This is a genomic window from Nonomuraea sp. NPDC050540, from assembly GCF_044457485.1.
In the GTDB taxonomy this organism is placed as follows: domain Bacteria; phylum Actinomycetota; class Actinomycetes; order Streptosporangiales; family Streptosporangiaceae; genus Nonomuraea.
This window is the reverse complement of sequence record NZ_JBITHA010000019.1, coordinates 1-19,530: the sequence shown is the minus strand read 5'-3', so window position 1 is coordinate 19,530 and position 19,530 is coordinate 1. Positions and strand designations below refer to the sequence as shown.

The 19,530-nt window shown below is 72.8% G+C and carries 15 protein-coding genes; 4 read left to right on the top strand and 11 right to left on the bottom strand.

Features of this window, described 5'->3' with window-relative positions; translation table 11 throughout:
- Positions 1 to 15 precede the first annotated feature (15 nt).
- Positions 16 to 1,425, top strand: a complete 1,410-nt coding sequence (locus tag ACIBI5_RS43755) for an MFS transporter (RefSeq protein ID WP_397256139.1) — start codon at positions 16 to 18, stop codon at positions 1,423 to 1,425.
- Here ACIBI5_RS43755 and ACIBI5_RS43750 read toward each other — a convergent pair.
- The 3 genes from ACIBI5_RS43750 to ACIBI5_RS43740 are packed head-to-tail and all read right to left on the bottom strand — an operon-like array spanning position 1,416 to position 6,775.
- Entirely contained in the window at positions 1,416 to 3,740 is a 2,325-nt protein-coding gene (locus tag ACIBI5_RS43750; protein WP_397256137.1) for a hypothetical protein, read from the bottom strand. The two genes, ACIBI5_RS43755 and ACIBI5_RS43750, sit on opposite strands and share 10 nt — an antisense overlap.
- The gene (locus ACIBI5_RS43745; RefSeq protein WP_397256135.1) at positions 3,737 to 5,503 is read right to left on the bottom strand and encodes an HSP90 family protein; all 1,767 of its coding nucleotides are present in this window, start codon (positions 5,501 to 5,503) and stop codon (positions 3,737 to 3,739) included. The genes ACIBI5_RS43750 and ACIBI5_RS43745 overlap by 4 nt, the downstream gene beginning before the upstream one ends.
- A gap of 42 nt (positions 5,504 to 5,545) precedes the next feature.
- The gene (locus ACIBI5_RS43740) at positions 5,546 to 6,775 is read right to left on the bottom strand and encodes a cytochrome P450 (RefSeq protein ID WP_397256133.1); all 1,230 of its coding nucleotides are present in this window, start codon (positions 6,773 to 6,775) and stop codon (positions 5,546 to 5,548) included.
- A 67-nt stretch (positions 6,776 to 6,842) separates the two neighbouring features.
- On the opposite strand from ACIBI5_RS43740, the gene ACIBI5_RS43735 reads away from it, so the two are divergent.
- Positions 6,843 to 8,231 (top strand): FG-GAP and VCBS repeat-containing protein, encoded by a 1,389-nt coding sequence (locus ACIBI5_RS43735; RefSeq protein WP_397256131.1) that lies wholly within the window; start codon positions 6,843 to 6,845, stop codon positions 8,229 to 8,231.
- Between the two features lie 21 nt (positions 8,232 to 8,252).
- Here the strand turns inward: ACIBI5_RS43735 and ACIBI5_RS43730 are convergent, their stop codons facing one another.
- The 4 genes from ACIBI5_RS43730 to ACIBI5_RS43715 form a co-directional block, all read right to left on the bottom strand.
- Complete coding sequence (locus ACIBI5_RS43730) at positions 8,253 to 9,758, bottom strand: alkaline phosphatase D family protein (protein ID WP_397256129.1); 1,506 nt, start codon at positions 9,756 to 9,758, stop codon at positions 8,253 to 8,255.
- Positions 9,759 to 9,824: 66 nt separating this feature from the next.
- A complete protein-coding gene (locus ACIBI5_RS43725) occupies positions 9,825 to 11,327 on the bottom strand; it encodes a hypothetical protein (RefSeq protein ID WP_397256127.1) in 1,503 nt (500 codons plus the stop codon).
- Between the two features lie 71 nt (positions 11,328 to 11,398).
- Positions 11,399 to 11,989 carry an HAD family hydrolase gene (locus ACIBI5_RS43720; protein ID WP_397256126.1) on the bottom strand — a complete coding sequence of 197 codons (591 nt, stop codon included), beginning with the start codon at positions 11,987 to 11,989 and terminating at the stop codon, positions 11,399 to 11,401.
- Entirely contained in the window at positions 11,986 to 12,801 is an 816-nt protein-coding gene (locus tag ACIBI5_RS43715; RefSeq protein WP_397256124.1) for a hypothetical protein, read from the bottom strand. Before ACIBI5_RS43715 ends, ACIBI5_RS43720 begins: the two co-directional genes overlap by 4 nt.
- 138 nt (positions 12,802 to 12,939) lie before the next feature.
- Here ACIBI5_RS43715 and ACIBI5_RS43710 point away from each other — a divergent pair, with 138 nt between their 5' ends.
- Complete coding sequence (locus tag ACIBI5_RS43710) at positions 12,940 to 13,188, top strand: helix-turn-helix domain-containing protein (RefSeq protein WP_397256122.1); 249 nt, start codon at positions 12,940 to 12,942, stop codon at positions 13,186 to 13,188.
- Here ACIBI5_RS43710 and ACIBI5_RS43705 read toward each other — a convergent pair.
- The 3 genes from ACIBI5_RS43705 to ACIBI5_RS43695 all read right to left on the bottom strand — a co-directional run bounded on the left by ACIBI5_RS43705 (position 13,185) and on the right by ACIBI5_RS43695 (position 17,854).
- A complete protein-coding gene (locus ACIBI5_RS43705) occupies positions 13,185 to 16,616 on the bottom strand; it encodes an NB-ARC domain-containing protein (protein WP_397256121.1) in 3,432 nt (1,143 codons plus the stop codon). The two genes, ACIBI5_RS43710 and ACIBI5_RS43705, sit on opposite strands and share 4 nt — an antisense overlap.
- A gap of 3 nt (positions 16,617 to 16,619) precedes the next feature.
- Positions 16,620 to 17,012: a hypothetical protein gene (locus ACIBI5_RS43700; RefSeq protein WP_397256119.1), complete on the bottom strand. Its 393-nt coding sequence runs from the start codon at positions 17,010 to 17,012 to the stop codon at positions 16,620 to 16,622.
- Between the two features lie 65 nt (positions 17,013 to 17,077).
- Positions 17,078 to 17,854, bottom strand: a complete 777-nt coding sequence (locus ACIBI5_RS43695; RefSeq protein WP_397256117.1) for a hypothetical protein — start codon at positions 17,852 to 17,854, stop codon at positions 17,078 to 17,080.
- A 134-nt stretch (positions 17,855 to 17,988) separates the two neighbouring features.
- Here ACIBI5_RS43695 and arfB point away from each other — a divergent pair, with 134 nt between their 5' ends.
- Complete coding sequence (gene arfB / locus ACIBI5_RS43690) at positions 17,989 to 18,396, top strand: alternative ribosome rescue aminoacyl-tRNA hydrolase ArfB (RefSeq protein ID WP_397256115.1); 408 nt, start codon at positions 17,989 to 17,991, stop codon at positions 18,394 to 18,396.
- An 87-nt stretch (positions 18,397 to 18,483) separates the two neighbouring features.
- On the opposite strand, the gene ACIBI5_RS43685 is transcribed toward arfB, so the two are convergent.
- Positions 18,484 to 19,290 carry an SMP-30/gluconolactonase/LRE family protein gene (locus ACIBI5_RS43685; protein ID WP_397256114.1) on the bottom strand — a complete coding sequence of 269 codons (807 nt, stop codon included), beginning with the start codon at positions 19,288 to 19,290 and terminating at the stop codon, positions 18,484 to 18,486.
- Positions 19,291 to 19,530: the final 240 nt, after the last annotated feature.

The following is a 19,530-nucleotide window of genomic DNA, read 5'->3' as shown; positions in this document are numbered from 1 at the left end:
TGACAGGATTGCCCCATGGACAACGGCCACATCACTCTTAAATCCGCACAGGGGCGGTGGATCCTCGCGGCGACCGTGCTGGGCTCGGGACTTGCCATGCTCGACAGCACCGTGGTCAACGTCGCGCTGCCGGCTCTGGGCGAGGAGTTGAAGGCCGGAATGGCCGGGCTGCAGTGGACGGTGAACGCCTACACGCTCACGCTGGCCGGTCTCATCCTGCTCGGCGGCTCGCTCGGCGACCGCTACGGCAGGCGCAAGGTCTTCCTCATCGGAACCGTCTGGTTCGCGATCGCCTCCGCGTTGTGCGGGGCGGCGCAGAACATCGAAATGCTCATCGCCGCCCGCGCCCTGCAGGGCATCGGCGGCGCGTTGCTCACACCGGGCTCCCTGGCGATCATCCAGGCGTCGTTCGTGCGCGGCGAACGTCCGCGCGCGGTGGGCGCCTGGTCCGGGCTCGGCGGCGTGGCCAGCGCGATCGGCCCGCTGCTCGGCGGCTGGCTGGTGCAGTCGGCCGGCTGGCGGTGGGCGTTCCTCATCAACCTGCCGTTCGCCGCGCTCGTGGTGTGGGTGACGATCAGGCACGTGCCCGAGACGCGCGACGAGCAGGCCACGGGCCGCTTCGACGTGCTCGGCGCCGCGCTCGCCGCGCTCGCGCTGGCCGGCATCACCTACGGCCTCATCGAGACGGGCACCCCCGTCCCGCTCATCGCCGGACTCCTGCTGGGCGCCGCGTTCGTCTGGGTGCAGGTACGGCGTTCGCCCGACGCGCTCGTACCGGTCGGGATCTTCCGCGACCACGTGTTCACCGCGATCAACGTGGTCACGTTCATCGTGTACGCGGCCATGGGCGTCGTCTTCTTCCTGCTGGTGGTGCAGTTGCAGGTGGTGTCCGGGTTCGGCCCGATCGCGGCGGGCTCGGCCATGCTGCCGGTGACGATCCTCATGCTGCTGCTGTCGTCACGGGCGGGCGAGCTGGCCAAGCGGGCCGGGCCGCGCTGGCCCATGACGATCGGCATCCTGGTGGCCGGTGCGGCGTTCCTCTGGATGGGCACGATCGGCGAAGGCTCCTCGTACTGGCTGCAGGTCATGCCGTCGGTCACGCTCTTCGGCCTGGGCCTGTCCGCGGTGGTCGCCCCGCTCACCGCCACCGTCCTGGCCAGCGCGGAGGAGCGCTACGCCGGTACGGCCAGCGGCGTCAACAACGCGGTGGCCAGGACCGGCAGCCTGTTCGCCGTGGCCGCCATCCCGCCGGTGGTGGGGCTGGTGGGCGACGCCTTCAAGAAGCCCGCGGTGTTCGACGCGGGCTTCGAGACGGCGATGCTGATCAGCGCGGGGATGATGCTGGTGGCCGCGCTGATCACCGTGGTCACGATCCGGCGGAACGTGCTCGCCCCCGACGAGGAGGACGAGAGCGTTCAGTCCTGATCCGGCTGTTCGAGGTGCTCGAGGAGGTCGGCGGCGGCTTCCGCGAGGTCGGCCAGGTCGAGGGCGGTGAAGGCGGCGACCGCCTCGCGGGCGCGGATCGCCGCCTCCGCGTGGCGGTCGAGCGAGAGCAGCATCCTGGCCTCGTCGTAGTCGAGCGCCGCCAGCTCGAACGCCGCCTGCTCGCCGTCGAGCGTACGCAGGAAGTCCCTGACCGGCGCCACCGCCTCCAGCGCGGCCTTGGCCTGGTCGGCCCAGTACAGGGCGGACAGCTGCTTGCGCATCGCGGTGCCGGCCTCCTCGCGGGCGCCGGCGTCCACGTAGTTCTGGACGGCCTGGGAGAACGCGCCGGACGACTCCTCGTCCCGGTCGAGCTCGCCCAGCAGCATGCCGGCGGCCTCCCAGGCGCGGGCGGCGCGGATCGGCTCGGCGTAGAGCCCGGCCAGCTCGGTGAAGTCGGCCAGCGCCGCCTCCCGTTCGCCGAGCATGCGGCGGGCGTGCGCCCTGGTCCACTGGGCGTTGACGCGGTTGTCGTAGTCGCCGGGTTCCAGGAGGCCGAGCGCCTCCTCGGCGGCGATGGCGGCCTCGACCACCCGGTCCGTGGACAGGTACGCGGCGGCCAGGTCGACGCGGGCCAGCGCGGCGTTGGCGGTGCCGCCCAGCGCGGTGAACAGGGCCACCGCCTCGATCAGGTCCTCGGCCGCCTCCTCGGGCCGATCGACCGCGACCAGCACCTCGCCGCGCACCGCGTGGGCGACGGCCCTCTGCTCCGGGTCCCTGCTCACCGCGGCGGCCTCGCCGTAGGCGGCCAGCAGTTCCTCCAGCGAGCCCGGCTCCTCCGGCAGCTCGTCCGGGGTGGTGTCCAGCTCGGCGTCCTGGGGGGTCGTGGCCAGGTGGCGCAGGAGTTCGCCGTGGGTCAGGGCGGCGGTGGCCAGCAGGGCGAGGTCGCCTTCGGCGCGCAGGGCCACGCGGGCGGCCCGCAGGGTGCGGGCGGCCGTGACGGGCTCTTCCAGGCGGGCGCGCAGGAACAGCAGTGAGCCGTCGCGCGTGCCGGCGAGCAGGTCGAGGGCCTCCTGGCGGCGTCCGGCCTCGGCGTGCTCCTGGGCCAGCCGGGTGAGCTCGGCCACGGCCTGGTCGCCGCCGGGCACCTTGATCGAGGGGAGGGTCTCCGCCGCGGGCGCCTCGCCCTCGCCCTCGCGCGGCGCCGTACCGGACAGGGTGACCCGGCGCGCGTGGGGCACCAGGGGAAGGTGGTCGACCAGCGGTTCCGCCGTCAGACAGGCCTCGATCCTGGCGCTCTGCTCCCGGGTGCCGTTGCGGGTGTCGAAGGCGGCGGCGAGCTCGCGCGCCCGCCCGGTCACCTCGGCCCGCAGCGCGGCGACCGACGTCTCGGCGCCGCCCACGGCGACGGCGAGGTCGCCGTGGCCGAGCTCCTCCAGGCGGCGCAGCAGCAGCCCGGCCGCGCCCAGGAAGCTCATGAGCGTGTGCGGCGAGGCCCGCTCCTCCAGCCGCGGCAGCTCGCGCTGCAGGATCTCGAGCCCGCGGTTCTCGTTGCCGGTGCGGGCCAGAAACTCCAGGTGGAGGTCGAGGTTGCTGGTGTAGTGGGGAAGGGCCTGGATCAGCCGGTACGCCTTGAGGTGGGCCTGGGCGGCTTCGGCGTACCGGCCCGTCCTGACGTAGGGCAGCAGGAGGCAGCTGAGGATGCTCTGCGGCTGGTTCTCGCAGGTCAGGTGCCCGGCGACGACCGGGGCGGCGAGCGCGACCGCTTCCTCGTCGCGGCCGAGCGCGGCCAGATGCATGATCTTGCCGTCGGGGTCGCAGCCCTCGCAGTCGGACATCTCGTCGCGCGGCGTGATGGTCCAGTGGTGGAAGTGCTCCTCGGCGGCGGCCCGGTCGCCGACGTGCCCGGCGACCATGCAGCGCTGGGCGTGCACGGCGTGCAGCCCGGCGCCCGCCTCGCGGTAGCGGCGCTCCATCTCGGCCAGCGCGTCGTGCGCGCGGCCGAGCGGGACCTGCGGGAAGTCGCGCATGGAGTCGACGATCCACTTGTACTGCCACAGCAGCGTGTGCGTCTGCCAGTCGTCGAACAGTTCGGGGTCGGCGTCGAAGTCGGCCACGCAGCGGGAGAAGGTGGCGAACGACTTGGCCGGTTCCGAGCCGAACTGGTAGGCCTCGGTGAGCTCCATCCGCACCGCGAGGATCTGTTCGCGGTCGCCGCCCGACTCGGCGTGGCGCAGCGCCTGCTCCAGGAGCAGGGTCCTGGCCTCGCCGTAGGGCAGGTCGGAGGCTTCGTCGATGAGGTCGTCGATGTCGATCACGAAGTGGCCCAATCAAGGAGTCCGAGGAAGGAGCGGTTGAGTGCGGCGCTGTCGGCCGGGCGCAGCGGGTGGTGGCCGTGCAGGAGCGCCATGCCGTAGAGGGCTTCGACGGCGGTTCCGGCGAGGTTCATGTCGCTGAGCGACAGCACCTTGCGGACGAGCGGGTTGCGGTGGTTGAGCACGAGACGGGGCCGGTCGGCGGCCAGCGAGCGCTCCATCGCGCCGAGCACGTCGGCCCACAGCTCGTCGCTGGCGTCCTTGGCCTCGCGCAGCTGGGCGTGGTGCTCGGCGGCGCGGCTGGTCAGGTACAGGGCCGACAGCGAGGCGGGGTCGAAGTCGCGCAGCACGACCTCGCAGCCCAGCGGGTCGAGCGCGCGGGCGGCGGCGTTGAGGAAGGGGCGGGCGGCCAGCTCGGCGGCCGGGTCGACCGGAGCGAGCTGGGTGGCCAGCTCGGCGGGGTCGAGCGGTTCGAGGCGGGCCTCGGGGTCGATGCGGGACAGGCCGCGCAGGATGTCGCCGTCGTAGACGTAGCCGCCGTTGAGCAGTCCGACGCCCTGGGCGCCGGAGACGCCGGCGAGCTGGCGGAACTCGTCGACGCTCGCGGTGTAGCGGCCGCGCGGGTGCAGGGCGCGGAACTGGGCGAGGGTCATGGGTCCTGAGCTGGTCTCGTACTCGAGCCAGCGGTCGACCAGGCGGAGCATGTCGTCGTCGTGCAGGGCCAGGGCCTTGACGCCGAGGTGGTGCAGGCGCAGGAAGGCGCGCAGGCCGTCCGGGTTGGTCTCGGCCAGCCGTACCAGCCAGGCGCGCAGCTGGGCGCCGAGCTGCTCGCGTACGTGCTCCAGCAGGTCGTCCTCGTAGAGCGCCTCGCGGGAGGCGGTGGGGCGCAGTTCGCCGGCGTCGACGACGCAGCGGGCGAAGAACGCCCAGCCGGGCAGCAGCCCTTCGGCGTGCTCGGTGAGGAGCATGCGCTTGAGGTAGACGCGGTGGGCGCCCTTGACGGCGGGGTTGGCCTGGCTGGGCAGGATGAACGCGGCGCCGCTCAGCCCGGCTTCCGGGACGTTCAGGTCGAGCACGTCGAACGGGGTGAAGCCGAACAGGTCGCGCCCGTAGGCGATGAGGGCGGCGCGCCGGTCTTCCGGTCCTTCGTGGCGGGCCTGCCAGGGCGGGCCGCCGACGGTGGTGGGGCGGCCGTTGACGGTGACGTCGATCGGCAGCAGCGAGCCGTAGAGCTCGGCCAGTTCGGTGACGGTGCGCTCGGTGACCCAGTCGGCGGCGTCGGCGCGCACGGCCAGGGTGACGGTGGTGCCCGGCTCGGCGCGTTCGGCCTGAGCGGCTTCGACGCTGTAGCGGCCGTCGGAGCGGCCGGTCCACACGACCGTGGGCGCGCCGGTGACGGACCGGGTCTCCACGCGGATCTCGTCGGCCACGAGGAAGCCGGACAGCAGCCCGATGCCGAACTGGCCGAGGAACTCGTGGCGGGCGAAGCCGAGCTCGTCGCGCTTGGAGGAGCGGCCGATGGTGGCCAGCAGGAGGTGCACCTCGTCCTCGGTGAGCCCGACGCCGCTGTCGCTGACCTCGATCCGGCCGTCGCCGACCTCGATCGTCACCGCCGCGGGGGCGTCGGGGTCACCGGTACGGCGGGCCGTGATCGCGTCGGCGGCGTTCTGCAGCAGCTCGCGCACGTAGACGCGCGGGCTGGAATACAGGTGCCGGCTCAGGAGATCGACGACACCGCGCAGGTCAACTTGAAAGGCGTTCTCCACGCCGAGTCACCCTAGTTCCCCGAGGTGACATAAGCCGAATTGTTAGCTTGTGAAGCGCTGCGTGCGGACGCTGTTGTCGAAGTTCGACAGCAGGAGCTCGGGCTCGCCCACCGTCCTGATCTCCGGCAGCCGGGTGAACAGCTCGCGGAACATGGAGCGCATCTCCTGCCTGGCCAGGTTGGCGCCGAGGCAGAAGTGCGGCCCCGGGCCACCGAAGCCCACGTGCGGCTTGGTGTCGCGGGTGATGTCGAAGGCGTCCGGGTCGGGGAAGACGCTCTCGTCGCGGTTGGCGGAGCCGTAGAAGAGCACCACCTTGTCGCCCTTCTTCAGGTGCAGGCCGCGCAGCTCGTAGTCCTCCGTCACCGTGCGGCGGAACTGGATGATCGGCGAGACGTGCCGGACCATCTCCTCGATCGCGCCGCCGATGTGGGCGTCGAAGTCGCCGAGCAGCAGCTCGCGCTGGGCGGGGTGGTCGGTGAGAAGCTTGATGCCGTGGGCCATCGTGTTGCGGGCGGTCTCGTTGCCGGCGACCAGCAACAGGGCGAAGAACGAACCGAGCTCCTTGTCGGTCAGCCGCTCGCCGTCGGGGTTGGCGTTGACGAGCAGCGAGACCAGGTCGCCCGTGGGCTCGCGCTGGCGCTCGTGGCCGAGCTTGATGACCAGGCGCTGCAGGGCGAGCAGGGCCAGCATGTTCTGCCCGGCCAGCGCGACGCTGCGCAGCAGGCTCGGGCGCACGCCGGTGTAGGCGGTGGAGACGTCGACGTGCTCGTGGACCTTGGCCCGGTACTGCTGCGGGATGCCCATCATGTCGCAGATGACGTGGATGGGCAGGCGGGCCGCCACCTGGCCGACGAAGTCGCCGGGGCCCTGGGCCACGACGTCGTCGACGATGCGCGTACAGGCGGCGTCGATGTCGTTCTGGAGGTTGCCCAGCATGCGGGGGCTGAAGGAGCGGGTGACGATACGGCGCAGCCGGGCGTGCCGGGGATCGTCCAGGTTGACCATGGACTCGCCGAACACGTGCTTGACCCAGCCGGGCGGCTCCGGGTTCGTGACCGCGGGCTCGCTGGAGAACACCTTGGCGTTGCGGCTGGCCTCCACGACGTCGGCGTGGCGGACCAGGGCGTGGAAGCCGGCGCCGGAGCGTAAGAAGGGGATCTTCTTCTCCGGGAAGAACACCGGCCGGTCGAGCTGGCGGAGCCGGGCGAAGGCTTCGTGCCGTTCTTTGAGGGGTCTGCGCCAGAAGTCCAGATCCGCGAGGTCGATGCTCACCCGCCTATCGTGGCACGTTCCTGCCGTGTTCATGCCGGGTTCGGCCGGTGCGGACATGACTGGAGACATGAACGCTTTGCTGGCCGCCTGCCTGGTCGTGCCCCTGCTCTCCCCCGCCTCCGCGGGCGCCTCCGCCGGGTGCGGCGGGCGGCTCGCCGACTTCGACGACGACGGCCGCGCCGACCTCGCGGTGGCGGCGCCGTACACCGGCTCCAGGGCCGGATCCGTGAACGTCCTCTACGGCTCCGGCCGCAAGGCGACGCTGCGCCAGGACGGCGCGGAGACCGGCGACTCCTTCGGCTCCGCGCTGGCCGTGGGCGACTTCGACGGCGACCGCTGCGCCGACCTCGCGGTCGGGGTGTCGGAGGAGTTCACCGGTACGGCCCGGCCAGGCGCCGACGGCGACGGGGTCGTGCAGGTGTACCGCGGCGGCCCGCGCGGCCTGGTCGCCTGGCGGCAGCTGGCCCTGGGCAGGCCGCGTGGCGACAGGTACGGCGCCGCGCTGGCCGCCGGCGATCTCGACGGCGACGGCGACGACGAGCTGGCCGTCGGCGCCCCCGGCCTCGGGGCGGGAGGCGGTGTGGTCGTGCACTTCCTCAAGAAGCGCAAGCCGTACCAGATCACCCAGCAGACCCGCTGGGTCGGCCAGCAGGGGCGCGTCACCGACCAGTGGGGCGCGGCGCTGACCACCGGCGACTTCGACGGCGACGGCCGCGCCGAGCTCGTCGTGGGCGCGCCCGCCGACAGCGTGACCACGGACGGGCAGGGCTCGGCCACGGTCCTCGACCCGGTACGCCGGCACGCGGTCCAGATCACCCAGGACAGCCGCGGCATCAAGGGTTCCTCGGAGAAGTGGGACGCGTTCGGCGCCTCGCTGACCACCGGCGACTTCAACGCCGACGGCCGCGCGGACCTGGCGATCGGCGCGCCCGGCGAGGGGCTGAGCGCCAACCAGCGCGCCATGGATTACGGCGACGGGATGGTCCACGTGATCTACGGCTCGCGCTCGGGGCTGCGGACCACGCGCAGCGAGGCGTGGACGCAGCGGGTCCTGAACGGCGAGCCCCGCTACTACGACCGCTTCGGCGCGTCGCTGGCCGCGGGCGACTTCAACGGCGACGGCGACGCGGAACTGGCCATCGGCGTGCCCGGCGAGCGCGCGGTCCAGGTGCTGGCCGGAACCCGCTCCGGCGGCCTCACCCGCCACGGCGACCTGCTGATCAAGGGCAAGGGCCGCGACTTCGGCGCCGCGATGACCGCTCTGGCCTCGACCCCGCGCTACAGGCTGCTGGGCCGTTCCCGCCCGATCTACGGCCTGGTGGTGGCGGCCCCCGGCGACGGCGTCCTGACCCTGCTGCCCGGCGCCCGCCGCCCGGGGGCGCACCCGGGCCTGCGGGCGAACAAGGCCACCAAGCTGGGCGCCGGCTCCGGCCTGTACGGCTACGCCTTCGGCTGACCCGGCCGGCTCCGTCAGAGGTCAGGGCGCGGAGGTCGGGACCGTGACGCGGTGGGTGGTCCTGGCCGGGGCGCCCCTGCGGGAGATGTACTCCAGCGTGCGGAACTCCGCCGACAGCTCCGTGGAGGTCAGGCGGGCCATGATGTAGCCGCGCCGCTGGTCGATGTAGGAGATGTGCGGGTTCTCCGCCAGCCCCTCCTCGATCCACACCTTGTCGCGGTAGCCGTCGCCGTCGCTGGCGATCGAGGAGGCGACCAGCTCGGGCGCGATGACCGGGCTGTCGGGGTCGTCGAAGTTCAGCTTCAGCGACGCGGCGTGGTGCATGTGGGCGTCGCCGGTCAGGACGACCGGGTTGGACGTGGTGGACATCAGTTCCAGCAGGCGGGCGCGCTCGGCGGCGTAGCCGTCCCAGGCGTCGAGGTTGACCTCCCGGCCGGGGCCGCGCTTGTAGTCGCGCTGCATCATGAGGATCTGCTGGCCGAGCAGGTTCCACTGGGTCGTGGAGGCGCGCAGGCCGTCCGACAGCCAGCGCCACTGGTCGCCGCCCAGCAGCGTGCGCCGCTCGGACAGGCGCTCGTCGCACCCGGCCCGCACGCCGTCCAGGCAGGCCTGGTCGTCGCGGAACTGGCGGGTGTCGAGCAGGTGGAAGCGGGCCAGCGTGCCCCAGGAGACGCGGCGGTTGACCCGCAGGACGGCGCCCTGCAGGCTGGCCCGGCGCAACGGCATGTTCTCGTAGTAGGCGCGGAAGGCACTGGCGCGCCGGTGGGCGAAGGCGGGGGCGCCGGTGCTGGAGACGGGGCCGGCCCAGTTGTTCTCCAGTTCGTGGTCGTCGAAGGAGACCAGCCAGGGCGCGACGGCGTGGGCGCGCTGCAGGTCGGCGTCGCTCTTGTACTGGGCGTGCCGCAGCCGGTAGTCGGCCAGCGTGGCGCACTTGCCCGGCGTGTGCGTACGCACCCGGCCGGCCAGGGCGGTGTAGCCCGAGGGGCCGTACTCGTAGAGGTAGTCGCCCAGGAAGAGCACCAGGTCGGGCTCCTGCTCGGCCAGGCGGCGGTAGGCGGTGTAGAAGCCGTGCTCGTAGTGGGCGCAGGCGGCCACGGCGAAGGCCAGCGGCTGGGTGGCGCCGGACGGGGCCGTCCTGGTGCGGCCGGTGGGCGAGAGGCGACCTTCGGCGCGGAAGCGGTAGAAGTACTCCCTGCCCGGCTCCAGGCCGTCCAGCTCCACGTGGACGCTGTGGGCGTCCTTCCAGCGGGCGGTGGCCGTACCGGATCGGAGGATGGTGCCGAAGCGCTCGTCGGCGGACAACTGCCAGTCCACCTCGACGTCGCGGGAGGGCATGGCGCCGCGCCCGTTGGCGCCGAGCGGGTCGAGCGCGAGGCGGGTCCAGAGCACGAAGCCGTCGGCCGAGGGATCTCCCGAGGCGACCCCGAGCGTGAAGGGGTCGCGGGCGAGGGTCCGGGAGGAGGAGGTGACGGGGGCGGGGAGCACGAGGGTGGCGGCTGCCGCTGCGAGGAAGGATCTGCGGTCCACGATTCCAGATATGTCCGGCTCCGCTGACCCGGTCGTGACCCTGGAGTCAAGGGCAGATGAACAGCGTCAGTCATGCTCAAGCACCTCAAGCAGGGAAATCGCCCCGTCGTGGGTGATTCCCAGCGCGGTGTAGCGGGCGACGGCCTCGCGGCAGGCGCGCAGGGCGTCCTCGTGGAGCTCCAGCCAGTCGAGCGCGACCGCCTCGTCGTAGGCCAGTTCGGCGAGATCCTGCGGCGACTCCTCCTGCGCCGCCTCGACGACGGGGCGGGCCCGCGCGTAGGCGGCGCGGATCTCCTCCTCCTCGTCGGCGGCGTAGTACACGGACTTGGCGTAGGCGAGCATGGCCCGCGCCTCCCCCGCCCGGTCGCCCGCCCGCCGGTACAGGCTCGCCGCGCGCTCGAACAGCGCCGCCGCCTCGGCGTCCTCGCCGTCGCCGCGCAGCCTTCCCGCGCGGGCGAGCAGCCTGGCGGGGTCGCTCTCCCCGGCCGCGGGCGCGAGCACCAGTCGCGTGAGGTACGGCGCCGCCGCCAGCACCTCCTCCAGGTCGCGCATGTGTTCGCCGGTGCCGTTGCGGGCGTCGAAGGCCGCCGCGACGCCGCGTGCGCCCGCCTCCATCTCGGCCCGCAGCCCGGCGACCGGGACGTCGGCGCCGCCGCGCCGTACCGGTGTGCCGCCGTGCCCGAGCTCTTCCAGGCGGCGCAGCAGCACGGCCGCCCCGGTCATGAAGGCGCGGGCGGCGCTGGGCGAGGGCGGCCGCTCCAGCAGGTGCAGCTCGCGCTGGAGGATCTCAAGGCCGCGGCTCTCGTTGCCGGTCAGGGCCAGGAACCGCAGGTGCGTGCCCATGTCGTCGAGGTCGGACAGCCGCCCCTGAACGATCCGGTACGCCCGCCGGTGCGCCGATGCGGCCTCCTCCAGCCGGCCCGTGCGCACGTACGGCAGCAGCAGCGCCTCCAGGATGCCCTGCGGCTGGGAACTGCACGTCATGGCCCCGGACAGGACCGGCGCCGCCGCCACGATGGCCTCCTCGTCCCGGCCCGTCCAGGACAGGTAGGCGATCACCCCGCGCACGTCGCAGGCGGCGCAGTCGGACAGCTCGTCGCGCGGCGCGGTACGCCACCGGTGGAACCACTCCTCGGCGGCGGCCCGGTCGCCGAGGTGCTGGGCGACGTGGCAGCGGCGGGCGTACACGGCCTGCAGGCCCTCGCCGGCCTCGCGGTAGCGCCGCTCCATGTCGTCCAGGCCGTCCAGGGCGCGGCGCAGCGGGATCTCCGGGAACCTGCGCAGGCTGCCGACGATCCACTTGTACTGCCACAGCAGCCGCCACAGCCGGCGCTCGCCGAACAGCGAGGGGTCGCGGTCGTAGTCGGCCAGGTTGCGCGAGAAGACCGCGAACGACTTGGCCGGCTCGCCGCCGAGCTGGTAGGCGGCGGTGAGTTCGAAGCGGGTCAGCACCACCAGCCCGGGGTCACGGGCCGCCTGCGCCGCACGCAGCGCGCGCTCGGTCACGACGGTCCTGGCCTCGCCGTACGGCATGCCGTACGCCTCACCGAGCAGGCTCTCCACGTCCATGCCGGTCACCATAGATCACCAACCCCGACAAACCGCCCACATTTATTGGGGATCCAGAAGGCGGCCGGGTGTCAGCTCAGCAGCGCGCCGAGCTCCTGCCGCAGGGTCTCGGGATCGCGGAAGTGCAGGCCGGTCAGGCCCGCCCGCGCGGCGCCCGCCACGTTCAGCTGCCGGTCGTCGATGAAGACGATCTCCCGCGGTGGGGCGTCCAGCTCGCGGGCCATCAGCTCGAAGATCTCCCGGTCGGGTTTCACCAGGCCGAGGCGGCCACTGTAGAAGCGGGGGCCGATCCCGGCGATCCACGGCAGCCGGTCCACGCCGTCGGCCATGGAGACCGGGGCATTGGACAGCAGCGCCACGTCCTGGCCCCGGTCGAGGAGTTCGCGCAGGACGGCCACCGTACCGTCGTGCGGGTGTGTCCAGCTGACCACGTCGAGCGCGACCAGCCGCGACACCTCCCCGCGCGGGACCTCGCGCCCGAGCACCTTCGACCAGTACTGCTCATCGCTCAGCGCGCCCCGGTCGAATTCCAGCCGGTGCGCCCAGTACCCGCGCTCGAACGCGGCGGGCTCGGCGCCCGCGGCGCGCACCATGGCCGCGACGTCGGCCGCGGGCTGCGGCAGGGAAAGGACTTCGCCGTAGTCGAAAACTATCCAGGTCATGCCAGATAGGGTCGCAGGTACGGGTTGAGCGCGCCGCATCCGAGGTACTTGCCCGCGGTGTGGAAGTCGATCCAGTCGAGGTTGACCAGCTGCTCCTCGTCGACGCCGGCGAAGCTCTCGCGCAGCTCGGGAGGGATGGCGGCGATGTCGTCCTTGTCGGCGATGTTCACCCAGCGCCCGACGCCGCGGGGGCGCTCGCCGCGGCCGTCGATCGGGGCGGGCAGCAGCTTCTCGAAGATCACGTTGCGCATGCCGAGCGGGCTGCCGAGCGTGATGAGCAGGTCCACCTCGATGTCCGGGTTGGCCCAGAGCGTCTCGTAGGTGACCACGCTGCCGAGCGAGTGGGCGATCACCACCTTCGGGCGGTGGCGGCGCAGCGACGCGGCCACCAGCCCGCGGACCTCCTCGCGGCGGCCCGCGTCGGCCAGGTAGGTGGCCACCTCGGGGCAGAACAGCTTGGCGAAGGCCGCCGCCCGCCCGTCGAGCCGGTCCAGGAGCCAGCCGGCGAACGTCTTGAGCGCCCCGGTGAGGTGCTCGCCGACGCCGAGCTCCTTGGCCCAGGCGGCCAGCACCATCTGCTCGCGCACCCGCATCGCCTCGGCCTCGCGAACTCCGGGCGGGCGCGGGTCGTTGAGCAGATGCGCGAAGTAGGCGACCTCGGCGAAGTACGCGCGCGTCTCGCCCCCGAGCGACGCGTGGAGGTAGCGGTCCCACTTGGCGCGCATCGCCGTCGCCGCGCGGGCGACGTCGTTGCCGGCCTCCAGGTAGTACTTGTACTTGCCGATCCCGTGCACGCCGACGATCGCCGTCACAGCGCCTCCCCACTTGGCCCCGTTGATGTCGGCAAGATCGTGGCATATCCGACTTGCAGTTGGATTGACCACCTTTAGGCTTGCCTAAAGGTTTAGGTAGAGCTAAAGTGGAGTCAGTCAGCAGAGAGTGAGCCGGAGATGGCCAGCAGACGCGAGGAAACGTCGCCGTTCGCGCAGGAAGTCGTGGACGAGATCACCTGGTACATGCGCGAACACAAGATCACTCGCGCTGACCTGGCCGCCTCCATGGGCGTGTCGGCGGGCCGCGTCAGCCAGATCCTCTCGGGCGACGAGAACCTCACCCTGCGCACGCTCGGCGCCGTCGTCACGGCCCTCGGCGCCCGCCTCGACTTCACCCTCTCCGACGCCGAGGACCGGCACACCTAGGCACCCGTTCCGGGGCTCGCCCCGAACACCGCGCGCAGCGGCCCGTTGGCCCGCAGCACGTGCAGGAAGCCCGACATCCCGCCGGCCGCGAACGTGGCCAGGTCATCCCCCAGCGCCACCGCCCTGGTCACCGCGACGTCGTCGTCGAAGCGGGCCAGCTCGCGCCCGTCGTAGCGGTCGAAGACCGTGACGCACTGGTCCTCGGCCGCCGTGACCAGCAGCCGGCCGCGCACGTGCAGCCCGGTCACCGGGCCCGCGAAGGGGCCGAACGCGCGGCGCGCGATACCCGTGCGCAGCTGCCAGCTCCTGACCATGCGGTCGACGCCGCAGGTGAACAGCCACTCCCCGCAGACGCGCAGGTCGAGCACGAGGCCCTCGTGCGCGGGGAACTTCCACACGGGGGCGCCGCTCCTGGTCCAGAGGTTGACCTCGCCCCCGGCCGTGCCCGCGACGACCAGGTCGGCGGACAGGTCGACGGCGGAGACCCACTCGCCCACGACGAGTTCGACCGTGTCGGTGGCCAGGTCGGCCACGCAGATCCAGTTGCCGGTGAACGGACCGCCGCCGAGGGAGTTGTCCGGGGTGTAGTAGGGCCGCACGACCACGGCGCAGGAGTCGCCGCACAGCCGCGCGCCCACCACGGCCTGGTGCGCCTCCAGGATGGCCGCGCGCGCCGACCCGCCGGCGCGCACGGGCGCCGACGCCGCCGGATCGGTCCACCGGCGCCGGTCGCGGACGGTGAACTCGCTGCGCTTCGGATGGTCGAAGGTGCTGTGGACGAGCCACCGGTCGTTGGCGGCGAGGACGCGCACCGCCGTACCGGCCGAGGCGCTCGCGCGCAGCGTGGCCGTGCGCCAGTCCCACTCCTCGATCGTGCCCGACAGCGTCCCGGCGAAGACGGACTCGCCTTCCCTTTCGAGCGCCGAGATCGGGGGCTGATGGAAGCGCCCGCCCGCGGGCGGCGCCTGCGGGCGCCGCCGGTCCCAGATCCTGATCGTGCCGTCGTGAGAGGTCGTGAGCAGCGCGTCGCCCGCCGGGTGGATGCTCGTGATGAGCTCGGAGTGGCCTTCGAGACAGCCGACGGGGGGCTGGTCGAGCCGGTCGTAGACGTCCACGACGTGGCCGCCGACGAGCGTGCGGGCCCCGTCGCGGGCGACCGCCGAGACCGTCGCCGCATAGCCCCAGATGTCGCACACCGCGTCGGCCGACCGCGGCTGACCGCCCTGCCGCGCGGCCTCCGCCCTCCGCCGGAAGAGCAGCCCCGGCACGTCGGGCACGTCCGTCCAGCGCGCCGCCAGGCACACCGCCTCGCCCACCACGAACGGGATCGTGCGGATGCCGACCTGCCCGTTCGTGCCCCCGAGCCACTCCTGCCGGCGCAGGTCGTAGACGTGGGTGTGGCGCGACGACCTGGAGTGGTGCAGCAGGTACGGCGGAGCCAGGAAGACCTCGTCGGGACTGTTGCCGGTGGATCCGGTGTCGGCGTCGAGCGTCAGGCGCGTGTGCCGGATCCAGTCCAGGAGCTCGATCCGGTTGTTCATCTCCCCGTTCGTGACGGCGGCCAGCGTCCCGCACACGTGCGTGCAGTAGCCCTCGCCGACGTCCGGAAGATCACCGCCGAGGTCGCGGACGTGCTCACCGGTGCGCCAGTTCCAGACCTGGACGGGCGCCCGCGGCGCCTGCTCGGACCGCGAGCCGTGGGCGCCGCCGACGGCCACCAGCTCACCCTGGACGGCCAGCGACCACGGCTGCCCGACCCCGCAGTCCAGGACGGAGACGCGCTCGTGGCGGCGCCAGTCCCAGACGCCGATCGTGCCGTCGTTCTGCCCGGTCAGCAGGTACGCGCCGTCCTCGCTGAGCGCCGCGGACAGGATCGGCGAGCCCACGTGCACCCTGGTGTGCACGCCACGGTCGGCGGGCAGGAGGTGAACCCGCTCGGGCAGCAGCGACGGCGCGGACTCGTAGCGGCGGGCCTCCTCCAGCAGCCGCTCGACCATCGGCAGGCCCGGCGGCACGCCGGCGAGCCGTCCCACGAGCTGGGCGGCCAGTTGCGCCGGGTCCGACAGCGCCGGCCCCGCCATGCGCAGCGCGGCGGTGACGAACTCGCCGTCGCGATCCGGGCAGCGCTCGGCGAAGTCGGCGATGAGCCCGGCCGCCGGTGTCGCCTGGAGCCTGCGGTACACCCAGTCGAAGTCGGACAGCAGCCGCCTGATCTCCTCGTCCTTGCCGAGCTGGTGCAGGTGGTGGATGAGGAAGGTCCAGGCGTACGCGTCGGGCGGGTGGCGCGGGTCGCCCCACGACTCCAGGAGGCGGCGGTGCAGGAGGTCCAGGTCGCCGGCCCTGCCCACGATCAGCCGCTGGACGACGTCGTGCAGCCGCAGCAGGCGGCGCCTGACGTCGTAGCGGGTGAACAGGGCCAGCCGGTACATCTCCTCCACCGCGTCCTCGGCGGCCAGCGCGTCGTAGCCCGCCGTCGCCCGCCACAGCCGCCAGATCGTGCCGAACGGGACGTCCGCGCCCGCCGGGAAGACGGCGAGCTCGGCGAAGCGGGCCCGGTGCTCCGGCCTGAGCAGCGACACGCTCGCGTCCAGCGACGACGAGATCGCCGCGTTGCGGTCCTCGTCGCTGTGGCGGTCGAGGTAGCCGACGTCGAGCGCGAGGCGACGCTCCACGTGCGCCACCGCCTCTGCCGTCGTACGGCCGGCCGCCACGAGCGAGCGCAGTTCTGCGCCGACGAGTTCGAGCATGAGCGGCCACTCCCCCAGCCGCCCGGCCAGGGCGGTCAGCAGGGCGGCGGCCACGGCGTCCGGCGGCTCCGGCTGCCACCTCATGAGGAGCTCGGCGGCCTGCTCCGCGGTGAGCTCCCCGACGGGCACCGGCCGCCCGCCCGCCCTGCCCAGGACCGCGTCCAGCCGCGTGGTGACCAGGCAGGGCGTACCGGTGAAGAGGAAGTACGGCAGCAGGCCCGCGGACCAGACGTCGTCCAGCACGAGCAGGGCGGCGCGGCCGGCGAGCAGGGAGCGAAGCTGGGCGGAGGCGGCGCCGAGGTCGTTGGCCGCGTGGGTGTGCGGGGCCAGGAGCCGGATCTGGTCGTGCAGCAGCGCGACCGCGCCCTCGCGTGTGGTGGCCTGGCCGAAGCGCAGCCACAGGATGCCGTCGCGGAAGGCGGCGCGGACGCGGTCGTCGTGGCAGGCGGCGGCCGCCAGCGTCGACTTGCCGAACCCGCCGCCGCCGTGCACGACCACGACGGCCCCGCCGAGCAGGCGCCCGACGACGCCTTCGAGCTCCCTGGGCCGTGGCACGAAGTGGCGCGGCAGGCCGGGCGCCGTGAACGGCGGCGCGTCCGCGGCCCCCGGCGCCATCATGAACGTGTTGAACTGCTGGTTCCCGTCGCCGATCTGGACGCCCTGGGCGGCGCGCGCGTCCACCCGTCACCGGCCGAGCGGGGCGTGGAACACGTTGGCCTGCTGGTTGTTGTCACCCACCTGCACGCCTTGGGCGCCGCGCACGTCGACCGTGTACTTGCCCGCCCGCGACCCCGCGGCGTCGGCCAGTTCCATCAGCGCCCGCGCCGCCGTGACCAGTTCGCCGTCGCCCTCGGCGCCGGCGGCGGCCAGCTCGGCCAGCAGGGGATTGCGCCAGGTGTCGGGTGCCTGTTCGTGGCGATCCAGCGCCAGCTCACCGTCGGGACGGCCGTCGAGCCGCCGTTTGGCCAGCCCCTTCAACGCCTCGTACGCGTCCTTGACCGCCGCCGACGCGGTGTCCTTCAGCCCCAGCGCCGCGCCTGCGGCCAGCGCCGTCACAACCAAGGTGACCGGATCCATCCCGCCTCCTCTGGGAGATGCGGCCATGGTGTCACCTCAGGCTCCCGCGCGGCAGCCGGTTCCCGCTAGGGATGCGGGCGCACGGGCCCGGCGGCGGCAAGACGTGAGGGCGGAGTGTAGAGGGGTAGCGAACGGTAACCGCTGCGATAGGCCGACGACAGCAGGCGCAGCAGTTCGCTCTCCGCGTCGTGGCGCAGGATGCCGCGCAGGCGGGTCAGGTCGTTGAGGTAGCGGTCGTAGCGGGCCAGGCGGGTGTGGCGGGAGCCGCCCAGGGCGGTGACGACCTTGGAGCGCGGGGCGCCGTCCTCGATCAGGGCGGCCACGTCGAGTTTTCTGTCGATGGCGTCCAGGCGGGCGTGGATGCGTTCGCGGCGCCGTTCGTCGGGGGTCAGGCGTTCGCCGATGCGCTCGTGGTAGCGGTTGGCGGCCATGCTGAGCTCGTACACGCTCCACTCGTCGTCGATCCGTCGCTCGCACCAGGCGCGCTGGTCCTCGGCCATCGCCTGGTCGAGTCTGGCCAGCAGCGAGACCAGCCAGAACGTCGCCGCCTCCTTCGCCAGCGAGCGGCGGCCCTCCTCGTGGGCGCGTACCTGGCTGAGCCATAACCCGCTGGGCGCCACCGCGCCGAGCAGGGTGGCGAGGTTGTCGTTGAGCATCGCGCCGAACAGGAGGGCGACCCCCGCCGAGACCAGCCCGGTCAGCATAATGATGGACACCGCCAGCCAGCGTCCCTCCGGTCCGAAAGGCCGGCCCTTGCCCTGGCAGCGCAGGAGCAGGAACGCCGTCGCCGAGATCACGGCCAGCACCACCGTCAGGCCTATGCGCACGGCAAGGTCGTCCATGGAATCCGCCTCTCCCGCAGAGCGTTCCCCTCATAGTCACACGCGCGCCCTGTTCGGCACATCCGGAAAATCCGTTGCTGGCCGCACATACCGGGCAGATACCGTAGAGGAGCACTCACCAAAGGAGATCTCCCATGCCCGCCCCGCTGGTCGTCAACGACTCGGTCGTCATCCCGGACGCCGAGCTCGTCTGGCGTTTCTCCCGCTCGTCGGGGCCGGGCGGCCAGGGCGTGAACACCACCGACAGCCGCGTGGAACTCCTCTTCGACGTCTCCGCCACGACCGCGCTGCCGCCCGCCCTGAAGGAGCGCGCGCTGGCCCGGCTGGGCGGGCCGCTGATCACCATCGCCGCCTCGGAGTACCGCTCCCAGCTGCGCAACCGTGAGGCCGCCGTCCAGCGCCTGGCCCAGCGGCTGCGCGAGGCCATCGCACCGCCGCCCAAGCGCCGCCGCGCGACCAAGCCCACCCGGGGCTCGGTCGAGCGCCGCCTGGCCTCCAAGAAGGCCCGCTCCGACGTGAAGCGCCTGCGCCGCGACGTCTAGCGGGTACGGCGGCGCGCCTGCCGTACCCGATCAACGACCCCCGAGCCATCACCACCCGCGCCCTGTGCGCGGGCCTTCCGGCGGGGGTCAGGCGGGGACGGCCACCCGGATGGTGCGGATCTCGGCTTTCAGGATGCGGGCGGCCTCCTCCGGGTCGTAGGTGGGGGCGGTGCACAGAAAGAGGGTGTGGCCGTCCGGGCCGCCGAGGGCGCAGGCGAAGACGCCCACGTCCCCGGTGCTGATCTCCTGGACGATCTCGCCGCCCTCCCGCACCCGGATCGCCCGGTTGCCGCCCGCGTCGGCCACCCAGACCGCGCCCTCGCTGTCCAGCGCGATGCCGTCGGGGTTGGCGGAGCCCAGGTCCGCCCAGACGCGGCGGTTCACCAGAGCGCCGTCGGGGGCGAGGTCGAAGGCGGTCAGCCGGTTGGCGTAGGACTCGGCGATGATGAGGGTGCGGCCGTCCGGGGTGATGGCCGGGCCGTTCGGGAAGGCCATGCCGGCGGCCGCCTCGTGCACGCCGCCGTCCGGGTCCACCCGGTACAGGGCGGTCGGCGCCCCGCCGAAATCGCACGCCCCCGCGTAGGCGCGGCCGGACGGGTCCGTGACCAGGTCGTTCACCGGCAGTTCGGTCAGTGCGGACAGGTCGGCGTGCACGCTCGTCCTACCGTCGGCGATCCTGAGCACCTTGCGGTCCATCATTGAGGCGACCAGCAGGCTTCCGTCGGGCAGCCGGCCCAGCCCGGACGGTGACCCCGGGACCTCGGCCACCACTTCCGCGGTGCCGTCCATCGAGACCGCCAGGACGTGGCGCCGCCAGAAGTCCGACACCCACAGCCGCCCCTCGTGCCAGCGCGCACCCTCGAAGAACGCGCCGCCGCCGATGAGAGCCTCCATCTGACTTCCTCCTGTTGTGAGGTTGTGTTCTCATCCGGGACGTAGAAGCCGAAGCGGCGTTCTCGACATGACGGGCCCAAGATTCCTCACGAATTTTCCGCGGCCCGGCCGGAACCTCCGGGGCCGGTGGAAAGCGGGGCGGGCTGGATGCTCCTATAGATGTCAAGCGGCGGATTCTTGATCGTTTTTGGTGATGATCTGGTAGAGCTCGCGGGCGATGTAGCGTTTGAGGCAGCGGAT